This window comes from Devosia sp. ZB163 (assembly GCF_028613635.1).
Taxonomy (GTDB): domain Bacteria; phylum Pseudomonadota; class Alphaproteobacteria; order Rhizobiales; family Devosiaceae; genus Devosia_A.
The window spans coordinates 1,345,138-1,363,013 of sequence record NZ_JAQRMY010000001.1 but is presented as its reverse complement, the minus strand read 5'-3'; the positions used below and the strand labels follow the sequence as shown (position 1 = coordinate 1,363,013).

Annotated in this window: 14 protein-coding genes, 1 tRNA gene and 1 riboswitch; of the genes, 10 read left to right on the top strand and 5 right to left on the bottom strand. The window is 64.5% G+C overall.

Going from position 1 to position 17,876, the window contains the following annotated elements:
- The first annotated feature begins 283 nt into the window (after positions 1-283).
- The 4 genes from PRN20_RS06910 to PRN20_RS06895 are packed head-to-tail and all read left to right on the top strand — an operon-like array spanning position 284 to position 6,939.
- On the top strand, positions 284-3,523 hold the full coding sequence (locus PRN20_RS06910) for an adenylate/guanylate cyclase domain-containing protein (protein WP_273956501.1): 3,240 nt from the start codon (positions 284-286) through the stop codon (positions 3,521-3,523).
- 3 nt (positions 3,524-3,526) lie between these two features.
- Complete coding sequence (locus PRN20_RS06905) at positions 3,527-5,218, top strand: FAD-dependent oxidoreductase (RefSeq protein WP_273956500.1); 1,692 nt, start codon at positions 3,527-3,529, stop codon at positions 5,216-5,218.
- A 3-nt stretch (positions 5,219-5,221) separates the two neighbouring features.
- On the top strand, positions 5,222-6,652 hold the full coding sequence (locus PRN20_RS06900) for a sensor histidine kinase (protein ID WP_273956499.1): 1,431 nt from the start codon (positions 5,222-5,224) through the stop codon (positions 6,650-6,652).
- The gene (locus PRN20_RS06895; RefSeq protein ID WP_273956498.1) at positions 6,649-6,939 is read left to right on the top strand and encodes a ubiquitin carboxyl-terminal hydrolase 14; all 291 of its coding nucleotides are present in this window, start codon (positions 6,649-6,651) and stop codon (positions 6,937-6,939) included. Before PRN20_RS06900 ends, PRN20_RS06895 begins: the two co-directional genes overlap by 4 nt.
- A gap of 63 nt (positions 6,940-7,002) precedes the next feature.
- On the opposite strand, the gene PRN20_RS06890 is transcribed toward PRN20_RS06895, so the two are convergent.
- Together PRN20_RS06890 and PRN20_RS06885 are read right to left on the bottom strand one after the other, a co-directional pair.
- Positions 7,003-7,076: transfer RNA gene (locus PRN20_RS06890), tRNA-Gly, on the bottom strand.
- A gap of 63 nt (positions 7,077-7,139) precedes the next feature.
- Positions 7,140-7,928: a metallophosphoesterase family protein gene (locus tag PRN20_RS06885; RefSeq protein WP_273956497.1), complete on the bottom strand. Its 789-nt coding sequence runs from the start codon at positions 7,926-7,928 to the stop codon at positions 7,140-7,142.
- A gap of 331 nt (positions 7,929-8,259) precedes the next feature.
- Here PRN20_RS06885 and PRN20_RS06880 point away from each other — a divergent pair, with 331 nt between their 5' ends.
- From PRN20_RS06880 to csgH, 4 genes are all read left to right on the top strand, one after another.
- Positions 8,260-8,475, top strand: coding sequence for a hypothetical protein (locus PRN20_RS06880; RefSeq protein ID WP_273956496.1), 216 nt, complete (start codon positions 8,260-8,262; stop codon positions 8,473-8,475).
- A 296-nt stretch (positions 8,476-8,771) separates the two neighbouring features.
- Positions 8,772-9,335 (top strand): hypothetical protein, encoded by a 564-nt coding sequence (locus PRN20_RS06875; protein ID WP_273956495.1) that lies wholly within the window; start codon positions 8,772-8,774, stop codon positions 9,333-9,335.
- Positions 9,336-9,346: 11 nt separating this feature from the next.
- Entirely contained in the window at positions 9,347-9,790 is a 444-nt protein-coding gene (locus PRN20_RS06870; protein ID WP_273956494.1) for a hypothetical protein, read from the top strand.
- 173 nt (positions 9,791-9,963) lie between these two features.
- Positions 9,964-10,257, top strand: coding sequence for a curli-like amyloid fiber formation chaperone CsgH (gene csgH, locus PRN20_RS06865; RefSeq protein WP_273956493.1), 294 nt, complete (start codon positions 9,964-9,966; stop codon positions 10,255-10,257).
- 74 nt (positions 10,258-10,331) lie between these two features.
- On the opposite strand, the gene PRN20_RS06860 is transcribed toward csgH, so the two are convergent.
- The 3 genes from PRN20_RS06860 to PRN20_RS06850 all read right to left on the bottom strand — a co-directional run bounded on the left by PRN20_RS06860 (position 10,332) and on the right by PRN20_RS06850 (position 14,997).
- Positions 10,332-11,693, bottom strand: a complete 1,362-nt coding sequence (locus PRN20_RS06860; RefSeq protein ID WP_273956492.1) for a hypothetical protein — start codon at positions 11,691-11,693, stop codon at positions 10,332-10,334.
- Between the two features lie 262 nt (positions 11,694-11,955).
- Positions 11,956-13,047 carry a helix-turn-helix transcriptional regulator gene (locus PRN20_RS06855; protein WP_273956491.1) on the bottom strand — a complete coding sequence of 364 codons (1,092 nt, stop codon included), beginning with the start codon at positions 13,045-13,047 and terminating at the stop codon, positions 11,956-11,958.
- 840 nt (positions 13,048-13,887) lie between these two features.
- Complete coding sequence (locus PRN20_RS06850) at positions 13,888-14,997, bottom strand: 2'-deoxycytidine 5'-triphosphate deaminase (RefSeq protein WP_273956490.1); 1,110 nt, start codon at positions 14,995-14,997, stop codon at positions 13,888-13,890.
- Positions 14,998-15,181: 184 nt separating this feature from the next.
- Positions 15,182-15,260, top strand: a riboswitch (SAM riboswitch).
- A 37-nt stretch (positions 15,261-15,297) separates the two neighbouring features.
- Here PRN20_RS06850 and metZ point away from each other — a divergent pair.
- Complete coding sequence (metZ, locus tag PRN20_RS06845; RefSeq protein ID WP_273956489.1) at positions 15,298-16,509, top strand: O-succinylhomoserine sulfhydrylase; 1,212 nt, start codon at positions 15,298-15,300, stop codon at positions 16,507-16,509.
- A 283-nt stretch (positions 16,510-16,792) separates the two neighbouring features.
- The gene (locus PRN20_RS06840; protein ID WP_273956488.1) at positions 16,793-17,815 is read left to right on the top strand and encodes a PstS family phosphate ABC transporter substrate-binding protein; all 1,023 of its coding nucleotides are present in this window, start codon (positions 16,793-16,795) and stop codon (positions 17,813-17,815) included.
- The last annotated feature ends 61 nt before the right edge of the window (positions 17,816-17,876 follow it).

The following is a 17,876-nucleotide window of genomic DNA, read 5'->3' as shown; positions in this document are numbered from 1 at the left end:
GCCGATGCGTCACGCACCGCCGCAGAGCAAACATGGCCCGATCTGTCGCAGATCGGAAGAATCGGAGCCATATTTGCTTTAGGCACCGGCACTTAGTGGCAAATAATCGATCCCATCGTCTTTCTTGTCAACTGCGACCAATGCCCGCAACCGAAACAAAAAACATGATGGCGACTGTCCGGAATGCACGACAACTTGTTTGCGTCGGGACGCGAAGATAAACTCGGAACCGGACTGTCGGCGTATGGCTCGTGTCCGTTCGCCGCGGCCACCGAGAGGTGACATGCAGGCATGTTTGAAGTGCGGTTACGAGAATCCGGACTCGGCAAAGTTCTGCGCCAATTGCGGTACCGCGCTCGCTCCGGCCCGCCCGGTCGACGGTGAACGACGGTTCGCAACGGTGCTCTTTGCCGATGTTGCACGGTCCACCGCCATAGCCGAACAGCTCGATCCCGAGGATTGGGCCGGCATCATGAACGGCGCCTTTGCCTTCATGAACACCGCCGTTTCACATTATGGAGGCACCGTCTCACGGTTGATGGGCGATGCCGTGCTCGCCCTCTTCGGTGCCCCGGTGGCGCACGAGGACGATGCCGAGCGCGCCGTCCGCGCCGGGCTCGATATGCAGGACGCAGCAGCCCGCTACGCCGTCGCAGTGCGCCAGCAGCACGGCGTCGAGTTTGCCATGCGGGTGGGCATCAACACCGGCACGGCGGTGCTCGCCTTCGTGGGCGACGCGATCAGGACCGAGTATACCGCGCTGGGCGATGCGGCGAACGTCGCTGCCCGGCTGCAGTCGGCGGCCGAGCCGGGCACGGTGCTGATCAGCGCCGACACCCACCGCCTCGTCCATGCCCTGTTCGACTTCCGTCCGCGCGGCCACATCGAGATGAAGGGCAAGTCGGAGCCGGTCGAATCCTACGAAGTCGCCGGCATAAAGGCGGCTCCCGGACCGACTCGCGGCCTCGAAGGGTTGACTTCGCCGCTTGTCGGCCGCGACGAGGAGATCGGCCTTCTCCGCGACCGGCTCGGCGACCTCGGTCGTGGCATCGGCTCCGCCATAGCGGTGATCGGGGAGGCCGGGCTCGGCAAGTCGCGCCTCATCGCGGAACTGAGGGAGTTGCGGGACGCCTTGCCCGAGCCGCGGCCGCTGTGGCGCGAGTCGCGCGCCATCTCCTATGGCCAGGCGATCCCGTACTATCCCTGGCGGCAGGTCGGCCGCCAGATCGTGGGTGCCGGCGAGATGGATGCCGCGCCGGCCGTGCGCGAGAAGATCGCGACCTGGGTCGGGCAACTGGGTCTCAACAAGGACGACATCCCCTTCTACGAGACCATGCTGGCCGTGGAGGGCGAGACGAGCCGGATGGCGCTGGCCGCGATGTCCGGCGAGGCCGTGGTCGGCGGCGTGGCTGCGGCCATCGTCAATGCCATCAAGTCGGTGATCCACGCCGGCGGCGTCACCACGCCGTACATCATGGTCATGGACGACCTCCACTGGTCCGACAGCGCCACGCTCGAGCTCATCGCGCAGGTCGCGACGCTGACGGCGTTCGAGCCGATCATGCTGGTGGTGATCCTCAGGCCCGACAGGAAAGCCGCGAGCTGGCAGCTGGTCGACCGCCTGCAGGGGAGCCTGGGCAGCAGCTTCTACAAGATCGAGCTCGAACCTCTCGACGCCCCGGCGTCGAGCGAGCTGTTGGGCAACCTGCTCCACATCGAAGAGCTGCCCGAGTCCATCCGGGCACAGATCCTCGAACGCTCCGAGGGCAACCCCTTCTATCTCGAAGAGGTGCTGCGAGCCCTGATCGACGGCGGACAGGTGGTGCGCGAAGGCGAGCACTGGCGGGCGACGCGCGCCATCCTCGAGGCGACCATCCCCGATACGCTCGCCGGCGTGCTCAGCGCCCGCATCGACCGGCTGCCCGATACGACCAAGCGTGTGGCGCAGACGGCATCGGTGATCGGCCGCGTGTTCCAGCACCGCGTGCTGGAGACGGTGTGCCGCGATGCTCCGCCGGCCGAACGAATCGAGCATGTCGAGCCGCACCTCGCGACCCTCAGCTACGAGCAGCTGGTGCGCGAGAAGGCGCGCATCCCCGAGCGCGAGTACATCTTCAAGCACGCCCTGACCTGCGAGGCGGCTTACGACCTGCTGCTGCGCTCGCGCCGCAAGGACCTGCACGCCCGCTGCGGGGAAGCACTCGAAAACCTCTTCGCCGATCGTCGCGACGAGTTCGCGGCATTGCTGGCGCATCACTTCGACGAGGCGGGCAACCCCGAACGCATGCTGAAGTACACGCGGATTGCGGCGGCCAACGCCCGCCGGCTCTATGCCGTGCGAGAAGAGCTGGAGCATCGCGAGGCGATCCTCGGCGCGCTCGACCGGATACCCGACGCCAACCCGGCGGAGGTGATCGATGCCATCCTCGAATGGTGCTGGGTGCGCAACCGGCTGGCCCAGTACGAGGGCATGCTCGAACGGCTGGGCCAGGCCGAGAAGTTGTCACGCGAGCTGGGCGACAAGCGCCGGCTGGGGCGCGTCCTAGCCTGGACCGGCAACGTCCACATGGTGACGGGCTTCCCATCGCGCAGCTTCGCCTACCTCCGGGAGGCAGAGGGCCTCGCGACAGAAACGGGTGACGATCAGATCCTGCTGCTCCCACTCTTCATCGCCACGTGGTCGCTGGTCGAACGCGACGCTCGCTCGGGCGAGCAGAAGCTTGCCGAGGTGATCGCTCTCGCCCGCAAGCTCGACGCACCAGATGTGATGGGCCACGCCCTCGTCTATCGCGCCACCGCACTGGCGCGCCTGGGCGAGTTCGAGGAAGCGAACGCGCTGATCGATGAAGCACTGGCGATGACGCATTCGATCAGCTCGCCGGTGAAGCAGGCGGACGTCCATATCGGCGCCAGCATGGCCTATTACGACATGGGCGAGATCGAGAAGGGGCTGATGCACGCCCGCATCGGCGCCGACAAGGCGATGTCGGCCAATGGCATCGAGTGTGCCTGCGCCGGGTATTTCGGGGTCGGACGCGGCGAACTGGACCGACACAATCTCGACGACGCCCTGACCGAGTTCCGGCGCTCGCTGAAGCTCGCCGATGCCGTGGGCATGGACTACTACATCAACCTGATCCGCGCCGGCCTGGGCGAGGCCGAGTTCGAGAAGGGTGCGACGGAGTCGGTCGACAAGATCCGCGGCGCCATCGACAGCGCACGCACGACCGATGACGACTTCGTCGTCGCCGCCCTGGCGCTACCCTATGCTCGCGCCCTGCTGCGTCTCGACCAGGCGACTGCCGCCCGCGAACCGATTGCGCAGGCCATCGCCTATTTCCGCCGCATGGAACTGAAGCCCTACCTCGCCAACGCCCTGAGCGTCTTCGGGGATGTGGCCGATGCGTTGGGGGAAACCGATGCTGCCGCTGACGCGCGGCAGGAAGCAGCGAGCCTCCGCGACGAGATCCGCCTCCCCGTGCCGATACCGGCCGAGCCGCCTCCGGCAACGGTCGAGACCTGATCGATGGAAAAGCCCGTCATTCTCGCGGTCGACGACGAACCGTCGGTTCTCGCCGCCGTGGCACGCGACCTGCGCCATCACTATGGCGCCGCCTACGAGGTGCAGCGCGCCGGATCGGGCGCCGAGGCGCTCGACCTGCTGGGCGAACTCAAGCTCGCCAGCCGGGTGGTGGCGCTGTTCCTCGTCGACCAGCGCATGCCCGAAATGAGCGGCGTCGCCTTCCTCGCAAAGGCGATGGAACTCTTCCCCGAAGCCAAGCGCGTGCTGCTGACCGCCTACGCCGACACCGATGCCGCGATCCGGGCGATAAACGAGGTCAAGCTCGACCACTACCTGATGAAGCCATGGCACCCGCCGGAGGAGCTGCTTTATCCCGTTCTCGACGACCTGCTCGACGACTGGCGCGCCGATTACCAGCCGGTCTTCGAGGGCGTCCGCATCGTCGGGCCCCGGTGGTCCGCCGACGGCCATCGGGTCCGCGACTTCCTCGCGCGCAACCTCATCCCCTATCGCTGGCTCGACATCGAGACCGATTCCGAGGCGGAGCGCCTGCGCGAGCTTGCGGGCGCCGCCGCCGAACCGCTGCCGCTGGTGTTGCTCGCCGACGGGACGGCGCTGTCGCGCCCCACCATCGGGGCGCTGGCCGAGAAAATCGGGCTCCACACCCATGCCATCGCGGAGACCTACGATCTCATCGTCGTCGGCACGGGTCCGGCGGGCCTCGCCTCGGCTGTCTACGGCGCCTCGGAAGGCCTGCGCACGCTGCTCATCGAGCGCGAAGCGCCGGGCGGCCAGGCCGGGACCAGCTCGCGCATCGAGAACTATCTCGGCTTCCCATCCGGGCTCAGCGGGGCCGATCTCGCACGCCGCGGCGTCGCGCAGGCGAGGCGCTTCGGGGCCGAGATCCTCACGCCGATGGAAGCGGTGAAGCTCGACACGCAAGACGGCTACCACATCCTCACCTTGAGCGATGGCAGCAAGGTCGCATCGCAGGCGTTGATCGTCGCGACCGGGGTCTCCTACCGGTTGCTCGACGTGCCCGGCGCCGACCGGCTTTCAGGCGCAGGGCTCTACTATGGGGCGGCACTGACCGAGGCCATGGGCGTGAAAGGACAGGACGTGTTCGTCGTCGGCGCCGGCAACTCGGCCGGACAGGCGGCGCTTCACCTCGCACGCTACGCCAACTCGGTGACTTTGCTCGTCCGTGGCAAATCGCTCGCGGAGAGCATGTCGAAATACCTCATCGAGCGGATCGAGGAGGCCGACAATGTAACGGTCCGGACGGGCGCCTCGATCGCGGCCCTCCATGGCAAGGACAACCTCGAGTCGGTGTCGATCAGTGGCGAGGGCGGAACGACGGAAGTTCCGGCGCGGGCAGTCTTTGTCTTCATTGGCGCGTCGCCGCGCACCGACTGGCTCAAGGACAACCTGCAGCTCGACGCGCAGGGCTTCATCCGTTCGGGCCCAGACCTCGAGAGACAGCCCAACCGCAAGCCGGACGGCTGGTCGATCGAGCGCGAACCGTACTGGCTCGAGACGAGCGTTCCCGGCGTGTTCGTTGCCGGCGACGTGCGGCGGCAATCGACCAAGCGTATCGCGTCCGCCGTAGGCGATGGCGCCATGGCGGTCGCCTTCGTCCACCAGCACCTGCGCGGACCTGGCCCGACGCAGCCGCCGATGTCGGCAGGAAGCTGAGCCATGGGCGCGGTCGACACCGACAAGAACGCGGCCCTGATCCGGCAGGTGCCGATCTTCGCCGAGCTGAGCGACGCCGAATGCGATGACCTGTGGGCCGCGGGGCAGGTCGTGTCGGTTCCGGCCGGTGAGTTCATCATCCGTGAGGGCGATCCCGGTGACTCGCTTTACATCATTCTCGAGGGCGCCCTCGAGGTAACCAAACGCGACGGAGCCAACGAGATCACGCTTGCGACCCGCGGTCCGCGCGAGGTCCTGGGCGAAATGAGCCTGATCGAGCAGGCGCCGCGTACCGCCTCGGTGCGGGCCACGGTTCCGAGCAAGCTTCTCGCGATCGGCCCCGAGGCCTTTCGCCAGCTCCTCGCGGGACATTCCGAGGCCGCGGCCACGCTGCTCCGCACGGTCACGGCGCGGCTGAGAAGCACCGAAGCCTCGCTGGTCCAGGCGGACAAGCTCGCGGCGCTCGGCACGCTCGCCGCGGGACTCGCGCACGAACTCAACAACCCGGCCGCCGCGATCCAGCGTTCCACCGGATACCTGGGGCAGGCCTTCGAGAGCTGGCGCGGCCGCACCGTCGAACTCGGCATGCTCGATCTGTCGCCGGACGAACGAGTGGGACTGGCGGAGCTGGAGAAGGGCATTGCGGACTGTCGGCTGACGCGCGCGTCCGACGTCGAGGCGCGCCGGGCCGAGTCGCGGCTGGGCGACCGGCTCGAAGCGCTCGGCGTCGCCGACCCCTGGGAACTCGCCCCCGCCATGGCCGCCTTCGGCTGGTCGGCAGACCGGATCGACCCCGTCGCCGCGCGCTTCACCCCGGTTCACGTCGTGCCGGTGCTGCAGTGGCTCGGGGCCGGGCTCGCAGCCCAGCAGCTGATGGAGGAGATCGAACGGGCCGCACAGGCCATCTCGGGCATCGTGCGTTCGGTCAAATCCTACGCCTATCTCGACCAAGCGCCGGTGCAGGATGTCGACATCGTCATGAGCCTCGATGACACGCTGATGATCCTCAACCACAAGCTCAAGCACGGCGTCTCGGTGTTGAGGAACTACGAGCCCGCCCTGCCCCGCATCGAGGCCTATGCCGGTGAACTCAACCAGGTGTGGACCAACCTCATCGACAATGCCGTGCAGGCCATGGATGGCACCGGCCAGCTCGAAGTCGGCGCGCGGCGGCTCGGCGAGGAAGTGGAGGTGATGGTGGCCGACAGCGGCCCGGGCATCCCCGAAGACGTGAAAGGACGTATATTCGAGCCGTTCTTCACCACCAAGGCGCAGGGGGTAGGCACCGGCCTCGGCCTCCATATCGCCCACAACATCGTGGTCAACCGGCACCATGGCCGCATCGGCTTCAGCTCACGTCCCGGCCGAACCGAGTTCCGCGTCGTGCTGCCGTTGCGGCTGAGCCGACCGGCGGAGGGGGACGATGGTCAATGAGCGAAGGAAGCGCCTGCAGCCATATCGGCCTGATCCGCGACGTCGTGCCGACGACCCCCGAAGGTTGCGAGGAATGCCTGCAGTCGGGCGACGAATGGGTTCACCTGAGGGTCTGCCTCGTCTGCGGCCATGTCGGCTGCTGCGACGCCTCCCCCAACCGCCACGCCCGCCGCCACTTCCACGAAACCGGCCACCCGGTGATCCAGTCATACGAGCCGGGCGAGACCTGGCGCTACTGCTTCGCCGACGACACCGAGCTGCCGCCGGGCTTGCCGATACGGCGGTGATAGAACTGGCGCGCGCGCACCGACGCTGTCGGGTTCGACTCAGAAGGTGATCAATGGAGAGGCTGGAGCGGGTGAAGGGAATCGAACCCTCGTCGTAAGCTTGGGAAGCTTCTGCTCTACCATTGAGCTACACCCGCAGCGGGTTCGTATGTGCCGGAGATGGGGCGATGCGTCAAGGGCGAGGGCCGCGGGCTGTTCGCCTACCCCAGCGCCCCAAGAAACACGGGCGGATGGCCCTGCTGGAGCCGTACGGCCGTCAATGGCCCACCGGCGAACGCGCCCGTGTCTATTCCGATGCGCCAGGGTCGGAGTTGAGGCTCGAGCTCCGGCGTGTGGCCGTGAACGACGATCTCGCCCTCGATGCCGCCTCCTTCCAGGAAAGGTTCGCGGATCCAGAGCAGGTCGTCTTCCGCCTGCTCATCGGCGGGTATTCCGGGGCGCATCCCGGCGTGGACGAACTGGTAGCCGGGCAGTGACAGGCTCACGGGCAGGTGGCTGAGGAACTGCAGGTGGGCCTCTGGGATGAGGCTCGCGAGATCGGTGGCGACGCTGCGCAGCCATCGGGTCCCGGCAGGACTCGTGCGCTGGCGGAAACCATAGGACAACGCGGTGTCCAGGCCACCGAACTCCAGCCACTGGGCGTTGCCGACCGGGTCGGTGAGGAAGCCCAGCATCATCTGCTCATGATTGCCCGCCAGTGCGATGCGCTTGAAGCCGTCCAATGGCTTCATCAGGTGCGAAACGACGCGTGCCGACTGCGGCCCGCGATCGACATAGTCGCCGAGGGTCACGATCCATCGCTCGCCCGCAATGGCCCGCGCATCGTCGGCGATCTGACGCTCGAGCGCGACAAGCTGCTCGTAGCAGCCGTGGATGTCGCCGATCGCATAGACCACCGCCGGCCACTCGGCAGCGTGCAATCGCGGCCGCTGGGCTTGCTGCGGCGCTGGCGTGGGGCGCCCCATGAGCGCGCGGAAGAAGGCAAGCATCAACGGCACTCCCCGCAAGCGAAAGGCCTGCTGTCCGACGTCCGCCCCACCACCGTCATGTGTCGCATTGACCTACCTCACCGGACGATCGCCCGTCACTCGGACAGTCGCTGTTCCGTCCAATCTCTCCCGCGAGGCGCCAGGCAGGGTGCAGCCAGGACATCGACGGTTACGAGCCGTGGATACTAACCAGTCCTTAACGAAGAGCGGAGTGCCGGTCCATGCAGTTTGGCCAAGCCGGATACACGGGGGCGAATCTCGCGGCACGGTCTTCCATCGCGAGGGCATAATTACACCGTAACCAGAACTTATCTGGCCACCAGGGACTCGGATGATCTGGCTGATACCATTTGCGGTCGGGGCGTTGGCGGGCTTCCTGCGATCGGTGATGGCTGTGGTGTTGGCCGCGGTTGTTATCGCCGCCTGTGCTATCGTCCTGCGTCTCGCATTCGGTGCTTCGCTCCAGGACCTGCTCCTCGTCATACTGAGCTTCAACGCCGGCATCCTGGCTGGCGTCCTGGCCGCCCGACTCCTGTACCGCGGATAGACCTCACGCATCCACACCGCGTAATGGGCGTGGGCGTTGCTGGTACATACATACTCCTCGCAACGGCAGGCGTCACACATGCATGACCGATCGTCATGCACTTTCATCAAGATGCACCAGCCACACGCGATGTCTCGCTGAATTGGATGGTAAATAACCACCCCGTACACGCATAACTTTACCGCAAGCATATGCAAGATCAATTGTCCAAATCCGCTTTTGGACGCTTTGTTGCTGTCAGGCGGCAACCCCCACAACCGCCTCTTCAACGATCAACTCATCTTGGGAGAGTATATATGCGTGCAATTCTTCTCGCCGGCGTGGCAGTCATGGCCTTCGCCCCGCTGAGCACCACGACCGCGAATGCCGGCAGTGCCTGGTATATCGCCAAGCACCTCCTCTGGGAGTGCAAGGAAGAAGTCCACCACACCAAGCCGCAGGCCAACTGCGGCGCGAACTATGTCGGCGGCCACTACGGCTCGAGCGACGACAACACCCAGAAGATCAAGCAGCGAAACAAGGCCTTCCTCTACGGCACCGATCCTGACGACCTGAAGCAGGTCAACCTGGGCGTGAACGTGGTCAACAAGGGCGACTACAACTACCAGTCGATCAAGCAGTCCAACAAGGCCATCGGGATCTACAGCGACGACATCGAGCAGAAGAACGTCGGCGTCAACACTGTCGATCACGGTGACGGCAATACCCAGAAGATCGAGCAGAAGAACTTCGCCAAGGCCGTCGGCACGGACGAAGACATCGAGCAGAAGAACGTCGCCACGAATTCGGTCGAGAACGGCGACGACAACTACCAGTCGATTGACCAGTCCAATGGGCTGATCGCCATCGGCAGCTACTAAGGGAGGCCGGAATGCTCGGACGTTTCGCTCTCGTCAGCGTAGTGCTGACGGCCCTGAGCGCACCAACGGCGATTGCCGGCTCAGTGCCAATCTGGCTCCTCAAGAAGCAGTGTGAGGAGTCTCCTAACTCGGTCAAGCTCTGCGCTCACCAGTTTGCCTTTGGCAGCCGTAACTGGGCAGTGACGAAGCAGAAGACCGAGCTCGGCTACCCGACGTCGTCCACCGTGTTCTCCGTCACCATCCAGAATGGCGACGACAACGCGGCCTATACCGGCCAGTACGGAACGGACCTGTCTGCCAAGACCATCCAGAATGGCAACCGCAACAAGTCCGGCATCCTCCAGGTTGGCGACGATCACGAGACGACGATCATCCAGAATGGCAACGGCAACTGGTCTGCCGCGAGCAGCCAGGGTGACGACGTCACGGTCAAGATCGTGTCCAACAGCTACTGAGCGTAGCGGCTGAGGGCCGGCCTCAAGTCGGCCCTCACAATCTCCTTCCGGCGCCGACATTCAGGCTCTGCGCTGTCGGTGCCTCACGTAGGTTCCTGGGCAGAAAGACGTGACGCATCGGGGAACGGGCCTGGCTTCCAAGAATGTTGGTCCCTCGGGGAAGGGTAACGGGGATGGATTGCACAATCGTACGATTGGAGGCGGGCACCGGCGTTCAGCTGCTGGGCCTCGCCGTTTCGGATGCGCCGGCGCGCATCCACTATGTGCTCACCGTGGCCCAATCGGGAAACGCGGGAGCCTCAATGATCTCCGAGATCGGTGATGTCGATGTACCGCCTCACATACCGACGGAGTTCGGCCACACGCGGCTGCCGCTACGAGACACCCAGCTTGACGCGCACCTGATCGTTACGTGGGAGGAGGGCAAGATCGAATGCGATCTCGTCCAGGCGCCGGACGACGTCTAGCGCTAGCATCATACTACGTCATAGGGAAAGGCCCAGCACGTGCCGGGCCCTTTGGCTTCCTGCTCGCGGATCGGTCAGAACGTACCGGTCCACGACGCGGTGATGGCAAAGTTCACCATGCTGCCCCAGGAAACGCTGGGCGCACCCGTGGGAGGATCGCCCGGCGTCCAGCTGGCACCGTTGTCGTATGCCGGATCGCTCACGCGGTCATGCGTCACGGTCGCGACCTGCGAAAGATACTCGAGGCTGCCGCCGAGCGAGATCGCCTGGTTCTCGCTGACTGCCCAGGTGATTGCCGCGTTACCGCGCGCAGCAAAGGCGATCGTTCCGTCGTCGATATCATCGAGGTCGAGATCCGCCCCTTCAACCGTGACGGGAAGTTGAGTGATCGGCTCAACGTCTTCGGTGTTCGGGTCATCAAAAACGCCGCCGCCGGTCGAGTACGTGTCGTGCCCTCTCCAGCTAGCGGACACGCCGTACACGCCGCCTTCAAGCCCTATGCTGAAGATCATGCCCGTGCCGATTCCCCACGACGCCGTACCGCCCAGGATGCCGCCGAAGTAGTGGCTGTCCAGGTCCTCTTCGGACGAAATCGTAAAGTCCGGCAGAGTCAAACCCTCACCAACTTCCGCAAGATCGATGGTGACGTCCGTGTCGGTGTCCTGGAACAGGCCGCGGTAGCTCGGCCCGGTATAGACCGATACGGCAGCGCCACCATAGCTGGCGTTTCCAAGACCGATCGTTAGATCGGCGCCCGTATAGAACAGATCCCGGCTGGTGTTTGTCGTGATCTCAAGACCGTCAAGATTGCCGGTAATGACCGCGATGCCCCCTGTCACGTCTGCAATGGCACCGAATGCCGTCCTACCACCGTCGACGGTAGCCACACCGATCACGAAACCGCTTCCATCTTCAGCAAGCGCAACGGCGGCACCACTCGTAGTGCCTCCCGATATATCTACTTTTGAATCGTTCTCGCCAGGAACAGGGTCGCCGGGCGGTGGCGGAGAGATTGTTACGTCGGCAGTAAGGTCGTTGGCCGTATTCAATGTGATACTGCTCTCACCGCCCGGGGTCGAAAGACCCGAAATAAAGACCGTTCCCTGGCCGCCGAACGACTGGCTCGAGCTGCTGTCGTCGCTGGCAAAGCCGCCGATGAGATTGAAGCCCAGGATGATGTCCCAGTCGTTGTAGGTGCCGGTCGTGACGCTGCCGGAGACGGTGGCTATCCCGCCGAACAGCGGGTCATCGGTCCCGCCGGCGAAGAGGCCGTCGTCGAATTCGGGCATCCAGAACCCACCCAGACCGAAGCTCCCGGTCAGCGCGTAGATGGGCACATCTTCCACTACTACGGGTTCGGCAAGGACATCTGCCGCCAGCGCCGTGGAGGTCATCAGTGCAGGGATAAGAGCGCTTAGCGCAAACAGACGTGTCATGGCTTGTCTTAGCCTCCTCAAACAACGTGTCCAAGGTGCCTCGATTCAAACAAATTGTCGATGGTTTCAGACCAATTCCCGCCCCGTTTTGACTTACTACCAAGAAACTAGTACTTTCTTTCGCAGCAGCTTGATTCAGCAAATGAATCCGCCGACCCACCGATGGGGATAAGTTCGGGCGTTCTCCAAAATCGCCAAAGTGTGGCTGAGATGCCACGGTTTCCGGGGCTTTCCGGGGTACGGAAGCGTACCAAAAACTGACCTAGAGGCAGGTCAGCGCCAGCCGAGTCAGCAAAGAAACAAGTTCCGATTGGCGCCTCGTTCCAGTCTTCCTCATCACACCCACAAGTTGATTCCGCAGCGTTTGCTTGGCGACCTCGCGCTCGCGCGCAAAGTCGGCGAGCGTAGCCCCGTTGACCAGCGCCTCGGCGAGCCGCGCCTCGGACTCCGTCAGCCCAAAGGCACGCCACAGCAGGTCCATGGGCAGCGACGACACTTCGAAGCTGCCGTGCACGACCAGCATCACGAGCGGCCCGGGATCGAGAATGGCGTCGTGCAGCTGGTAGTGCTGGTTGCCGCGCGAGGCGACACGGGCGATGGCGAAGTAGCGCTCGTCGACGCCCGGCCGACTGATCTGAAGAACCGATGTCGGCGTGCGCTTGGAGGCCGCCGTGCGCTGCACCAGTTCGCGCAGCATCTCGTCGGTGTGCCCGTCGCCGGCACGCAGGATGCCATCCGAGCTCGAGAAGGGCCCGTTATTGTGCCGCCTCAGGCTCTCGGCGTGGAAGTTGGAGTAGTGGATGCGCATCGCCTGGTCGACGAAGAACACCGTGAAGGGCAGGTCTTCGACGACGCTGTCGAGGTAGCCCTTTCCTGCCGGGAACCGGGACCGGGCAGATATCTCGATCGCCCGACCCAGATGGTACCCGGCCTCACCGAGTACGGCCGCAGCGCGTTCACGGGCCGCGGTATCGGCGGCGGGGTAGCGGATCTCCAGCGTGAGCTGGCGCGTTCCCTCGCGCAGGATCACAACTCGGGTCCCCGCGCCGAAGTCACCCTGCTTGTTCAGCCAGCGTCCGACGTAGTCCGATCCGGCAGAGGTTCCGGGGGGGACCAGTTGATCGTCATGGTAGACCTGGAACGGGGGACGGTCCGAGATCGCCTCCAGCCACGGGTTGAGCGCCGCAAACGTCGTGACATAGGCCCCGACGGCGGACGGCTGGAGGCCGCGCTGCGCGAAAACGATGTTCCGTCGCGACGCCAGGTCATCGCCGGATACCAGTACGAGGCTGCCCGGAAACGATCCGCTGAGGATGTCCAGGATACCGTCCCAGGTCGTCCGGCCAAGGGCCATGTCATAAATGCAGCTTATGAGGCTACTCGGTGAATGCCCCATGTCCCGTTACTCGCCGTCCAAGCGCCCAGCCGCACCAATGGCGCCGGTCGTACGGACGAAGAGATGCCCGTTCGACCTCGACCGACATCCTGAGATGCCGGTCGTAGCTCCACGCTGCACCGTTCCCCCCGGTTCAGACGTCGGAGATGCAGTAAATCGGTCCGATAGATCAGACCAGCCACCTGCCTTCCCCGCAGACGCACTACAGTGCGACCTCCTACGGCGGTAGTTGGGTATGACAATACTGCCCAAACAGACGCCGCGCAACACTTCTACTTTAAGTATCATCGAAGTGAACGGCTGACGCTCGATCGGAGCAGCCCTCTCGCGCCACAGCTCACAAGGATAAGTTCGTATTCCGTAATTAATTGACTCGCTTCGCATTGGCGGCGGCTTTACCAGGGCACGCCGAAGGGAATCCCCAAGCATTTCCAGCAGATTCAGGGCGCTCCGGGTCGAACAATGCCTAAATCGTGATCCGAATGCGCCCCCTCGAAGGGACACTCGACGGACGCGGGCCAATCGGCATTGCGAGAAAGCCCGGGCAGGACAGATCAAATTGTTGTTTTCAACTAAAGTAATAACTTAGTATTCGGAAAGCTCTCAATGCCACGGACCATGCGTGCAGATGGCGGACGGGAGCCCGCCAGCCGGTGCCGCGAGCCGCCATTCAGATCCATCGAAACGCTGAAATCCGGCCCACTTGGCACCGCGCTTGAATCAGGGACGGCATGGGACGGTTTTGCCTCAGGACAGGCCGATACTTATCGATGCCCACCTCCAGCCCGGTCAAGCCGCCTACAGCGAGAACGGCTTGAAGTGCTTGCTGAGCTTGAGCGTCTGGGCCTGGTAGTTCGAACCGAGGCCGGTGCCGTAGAGGCGGTCGGGGGCCTCGGCGAGGCGCTCGTAGATCAGGCGGCCGATGGTTTGGCCGTGGCCGAGCAGGAACGGCACTTCGCGGCTGCGGACTTCGAGCACGGCGCGGCTGCCGGTGCCGCCGGCGGCCGAGTGGCCGAAGCCGGGATCGAAGAAGCCGGCATAGTGGACGCGGAACTCGCCCACCAGCGGGTCGAACGGCACCATTTCGGCGGCATAGGCCGGCGGAACGTGGACGCTCTCGCGCGACACCAGGATGTAGAACTCGTCGGGGTCGAGGATGAACTCGTCCGACTGACGGTTGATAAGCGGCTCCCAGTAATCCAGCACATCGAGGTTGTCCTTGATGTCCATATCGATGACCGGGGTGTGGCGCTTGGACCGGAAGCCGATCAGCCCGCCCCTGCCCTCGCCCTTCAGATCGATCGACAGCAGCACGCCCTCGCCGACCTCGGCATTGGCGTCGAAAACCAGCGTTTCGATGTTGTGGAGCGAGCGGTGCTCGTGAACGCTCAGCCGGCTGTCGCCGACCCGGAAGCGCATCTGGCTGAGGCGCGAGCCGGTCCGGACCCGCACCGGGAAGGTGCGCGGGCTGATTTCGAGGTAAAGCGGTCCCTTGTAGCCATGCGGCAGCGTGTCGAAGCCGCGGACAAAGTCGCCGATGACACGCGTGAAGACATCGAGTCGCCCGGTCGAACTCTTGGGGTTGGCGCCGGCGGCGACGTTCTCGGGCAGGTCGAGGCTTTCGAGCAGCGGCACCAGGTAGACGCAGCCTCGCTCCAGCACGGCGCCATCGGTGAGGTCGAGCTCGTGAAGCTTCAGCCTCCCGATGCGATCGGCGACCGTATGCTCGGGGCCGGGCAGGAAGCTCGAGCGCACGCGATAGGCCACACGGCCCAGCCGCAGGTCGAGGCTGGCGGGCTGCACCTGGTCGGCATCGAACGGGCGGTCGGCGCGTATGCCGCCACCGTTCGCCAGCCGCTCGATGATGCGGGCGGGAAAAACGCCCTTGGGCCAAAGTTCGCTTTGCAACTACACCTACCCTGAACCCAGCGATCACCGCCCAGCAGGATCGCTCCGGGATTCACTGGCCGCCGGTATCGCAGAAAACTCTGCGGCTTCCTGATCCGGCTCCGCTTCTCCCCTACCAACCTCAACCGTTGACGCCAAGTCGGCTTGGGTCGTATATCCCCCGTATGCGCCCCTGCGGACACGCCGTGGTGCTGGTGGCGATTTGGCCGGTCTGATTGCAGCCACCTAAAACAAGTCGCTAAAGGGACCTTCGAGCCGGCCGCAAACGCGTGCCGGCTTTTTCGTTTCGAGGCTCATTCGATGTCCAGATCCAAGAACCCGCTGAGCGACGAGAAGAACCGCGCTCCGGCCACCATGCTCGTCCATGGCGGCACACAGCGGAGCCAGTTCAAAGAGACGTCGGAAGCGATCTTCATGAACTCGGGCTACTCCTACCCGAGCTCGCAATATGCCGAGGACCTGTTCCTCAACAAGATCAACAAGCCCGCCCACAACTACTCGCGCTTCGCCAACCCGACCATGGAGATGTTCCAGGACAGGATGGCGCTGCTGGAGGGGGCAGAAGCCGCGCGCGCTTTCGCCACCGGCATGTCGGCCGTCACCAATGCGGTGATGAGCCAGGTGCGGGCGGGCGACCATATCGTCGCGGCGCGGGCGCTGTTCGGCGGCTGCCGCTACGTGGTCGAGGACCTGATGCCGCGTTTCGGCGTGCCCTCGACGCTGGTCGACGGCCGCGACCCCGAGAACTTCGCGCGGGCGATGCAGAAGAACACCAAGGTCATCTTCATCGAGACGCCCACCAACCCGACGCTCGAGCTGGTCGATATCGCTGCGGTGGCTGAAATCGCCAAGGCGCATGGCGCCAAGCTGATCGTCGACAACGTGTTTGCCACGGCCATGTTCCAGAAGCCGTTGCAGCTCGGTGCCGACCTCGTCACGTACTCGGCGACCAAGCACATCGACGGCCAGGGCCGCGCGCTGGGCGGCGTCGTGCTCGGGAGCAAGGAACTGATCGAGGGTGACGTGCACACGTTGCTGCGCCAGACCGGGCCGTCACTGTCGCCGTTCAACGCGTGGGTGCTGCTCAAGGGCGTCGAGACGCTGCCGATCCGCGTCAAGCAGATGACCGAGAGCGCGGCCAAGGTAGCCGATTTCCTCGCGGGCCATCCCAAGATCGAGCACGTGTCCTACCCGTTCCATCCGTCTCACCCCCAGTATGAATTGGCGAAGCGGCAGATGAAGAGCGGTTCGACGCTGGTGGCGTTCGAGGTCAAGGGCGGTCGTGAGGCGGCGTTCGCATTGTCGGACGCGCTGGCGGTGATCCTGATTTCGAACAACCTGGGCGACGCCAAGTCGCTGATCACCCACCCCGGTACGACGACGCATGCGCGCTTCACCGAGGAGGTCCGCCTCGAAGCCGGCATCACCCCGGGCCTGCTGCGGCTGTCGGTGGGGCTCGAGGACAGCGAGGACCTGATCAAGGACCTCGAGTTCGGTCTGAGCCAGATCTAGGGAACGCTCCCTTCGAACCTGAAGGCGGCCGCTTGGGCGGCCGCCATTTGTCGCGATGCCGTCATACGGCGGCGGCACCCTCCGAGCTATCCACAGGCGGCTCCGTCGCGGAACGAGAAACCGCGTTTAAATTCAACGACATCCTCTGTCACAAAAGTGCAATCCGGTTGTCATAAAACGTTGTGACAACGCCCATAGGTTCCGCCCTGCAGACAGGGCGGCCGGGGAGCCGGGACCGCCGAATGGCCTTAAACGGCCACTCCTTCCGAAAGGGACAGACATCATGAAGATTGCAGTTTTCGCGAGCGCCGCGGTCATCGCGCTTGCCGCCGGCCTCGGCGCGGCCGCCGCCCGGGACCAGGTCCAGGTCGCCGGTTCGTCCACCGTCCTGCCCTACGCCAAGATCGTCGCCGAGCAGTTCGGCGAAGCCTTCCCCGACTTCAAGACCCCGGTCATCGAGTCTGGTGGTTCGGGCGCCGGCATCAAGCAGTTCTGTGAAGGCGTCGGCGAAGACAAGATCGACATCGCCAACTCCTCGCGCGCCATCAAGGCCGAAGAGCTCGAGACCTGCAAGGCGAACGGCGTGGCCGACGTCGAGGAAGTCAAGATCGGCTACGACGGCATCGTGTTCGCCTCGGACATCGCCGGCCCGGACTTCGCCTTCACGCCGGCCGACATCTACAAGGCCCTCGCCGCTCAGGTAATCGTCGACGGCAAGCTCGTCGCCAACCCCTACACCAAGTGGAGCGAAGTGAACCCGGCTTTCCCCCAGTGGGATATCGCCGCCTACATCCCGGGCGAGAAGCACGGCACCCGTGAGGTTTTCGAGACCAAGCTCCTCGAAGGCGGTTGCGACAAGCCGGCCCTGACCGCCGCCGGTATCGCCGATGCCGACCTGTTCAAGACCTGCGTCGCGGTCCGCAAGGACGGCAAGGCCGTGGACATCGACGGCGACTACACCGAGACCCTCGCCCGCATCGACAGCAACAAGACCGGCATCGGCGTGTTCGGCCTGTCGTTCTACGAGAACAATGCCGACAAGCTGAAGGTCGCGACCGTCGGCGGCATCGTGCCCTCGACCGAGTCGATCTCGTCGGGTGAGTATCCGGTCTCCCGTCCGCTGTTCTTCTACGTCAAGAAGGCCCACATCGGCGTCATCCCTGGCCTCAAGGAGTATGTGGATTTCTTCATCTCCGACGACATGATCGGCCCCGACTCGCCGCTGGCAGAGTATGGCCTCGTCGCCGCTCCGGAGGCCGAGCGTGAAGAGATCCGCGCCAGGTTCGAAGCTGGCACCGTTCTCTGATTATTCGGCGCGGGCCCCAGGGCCCGCGCCTTACCGCCCTGGAGCGGTCCTGTTCGTTCAA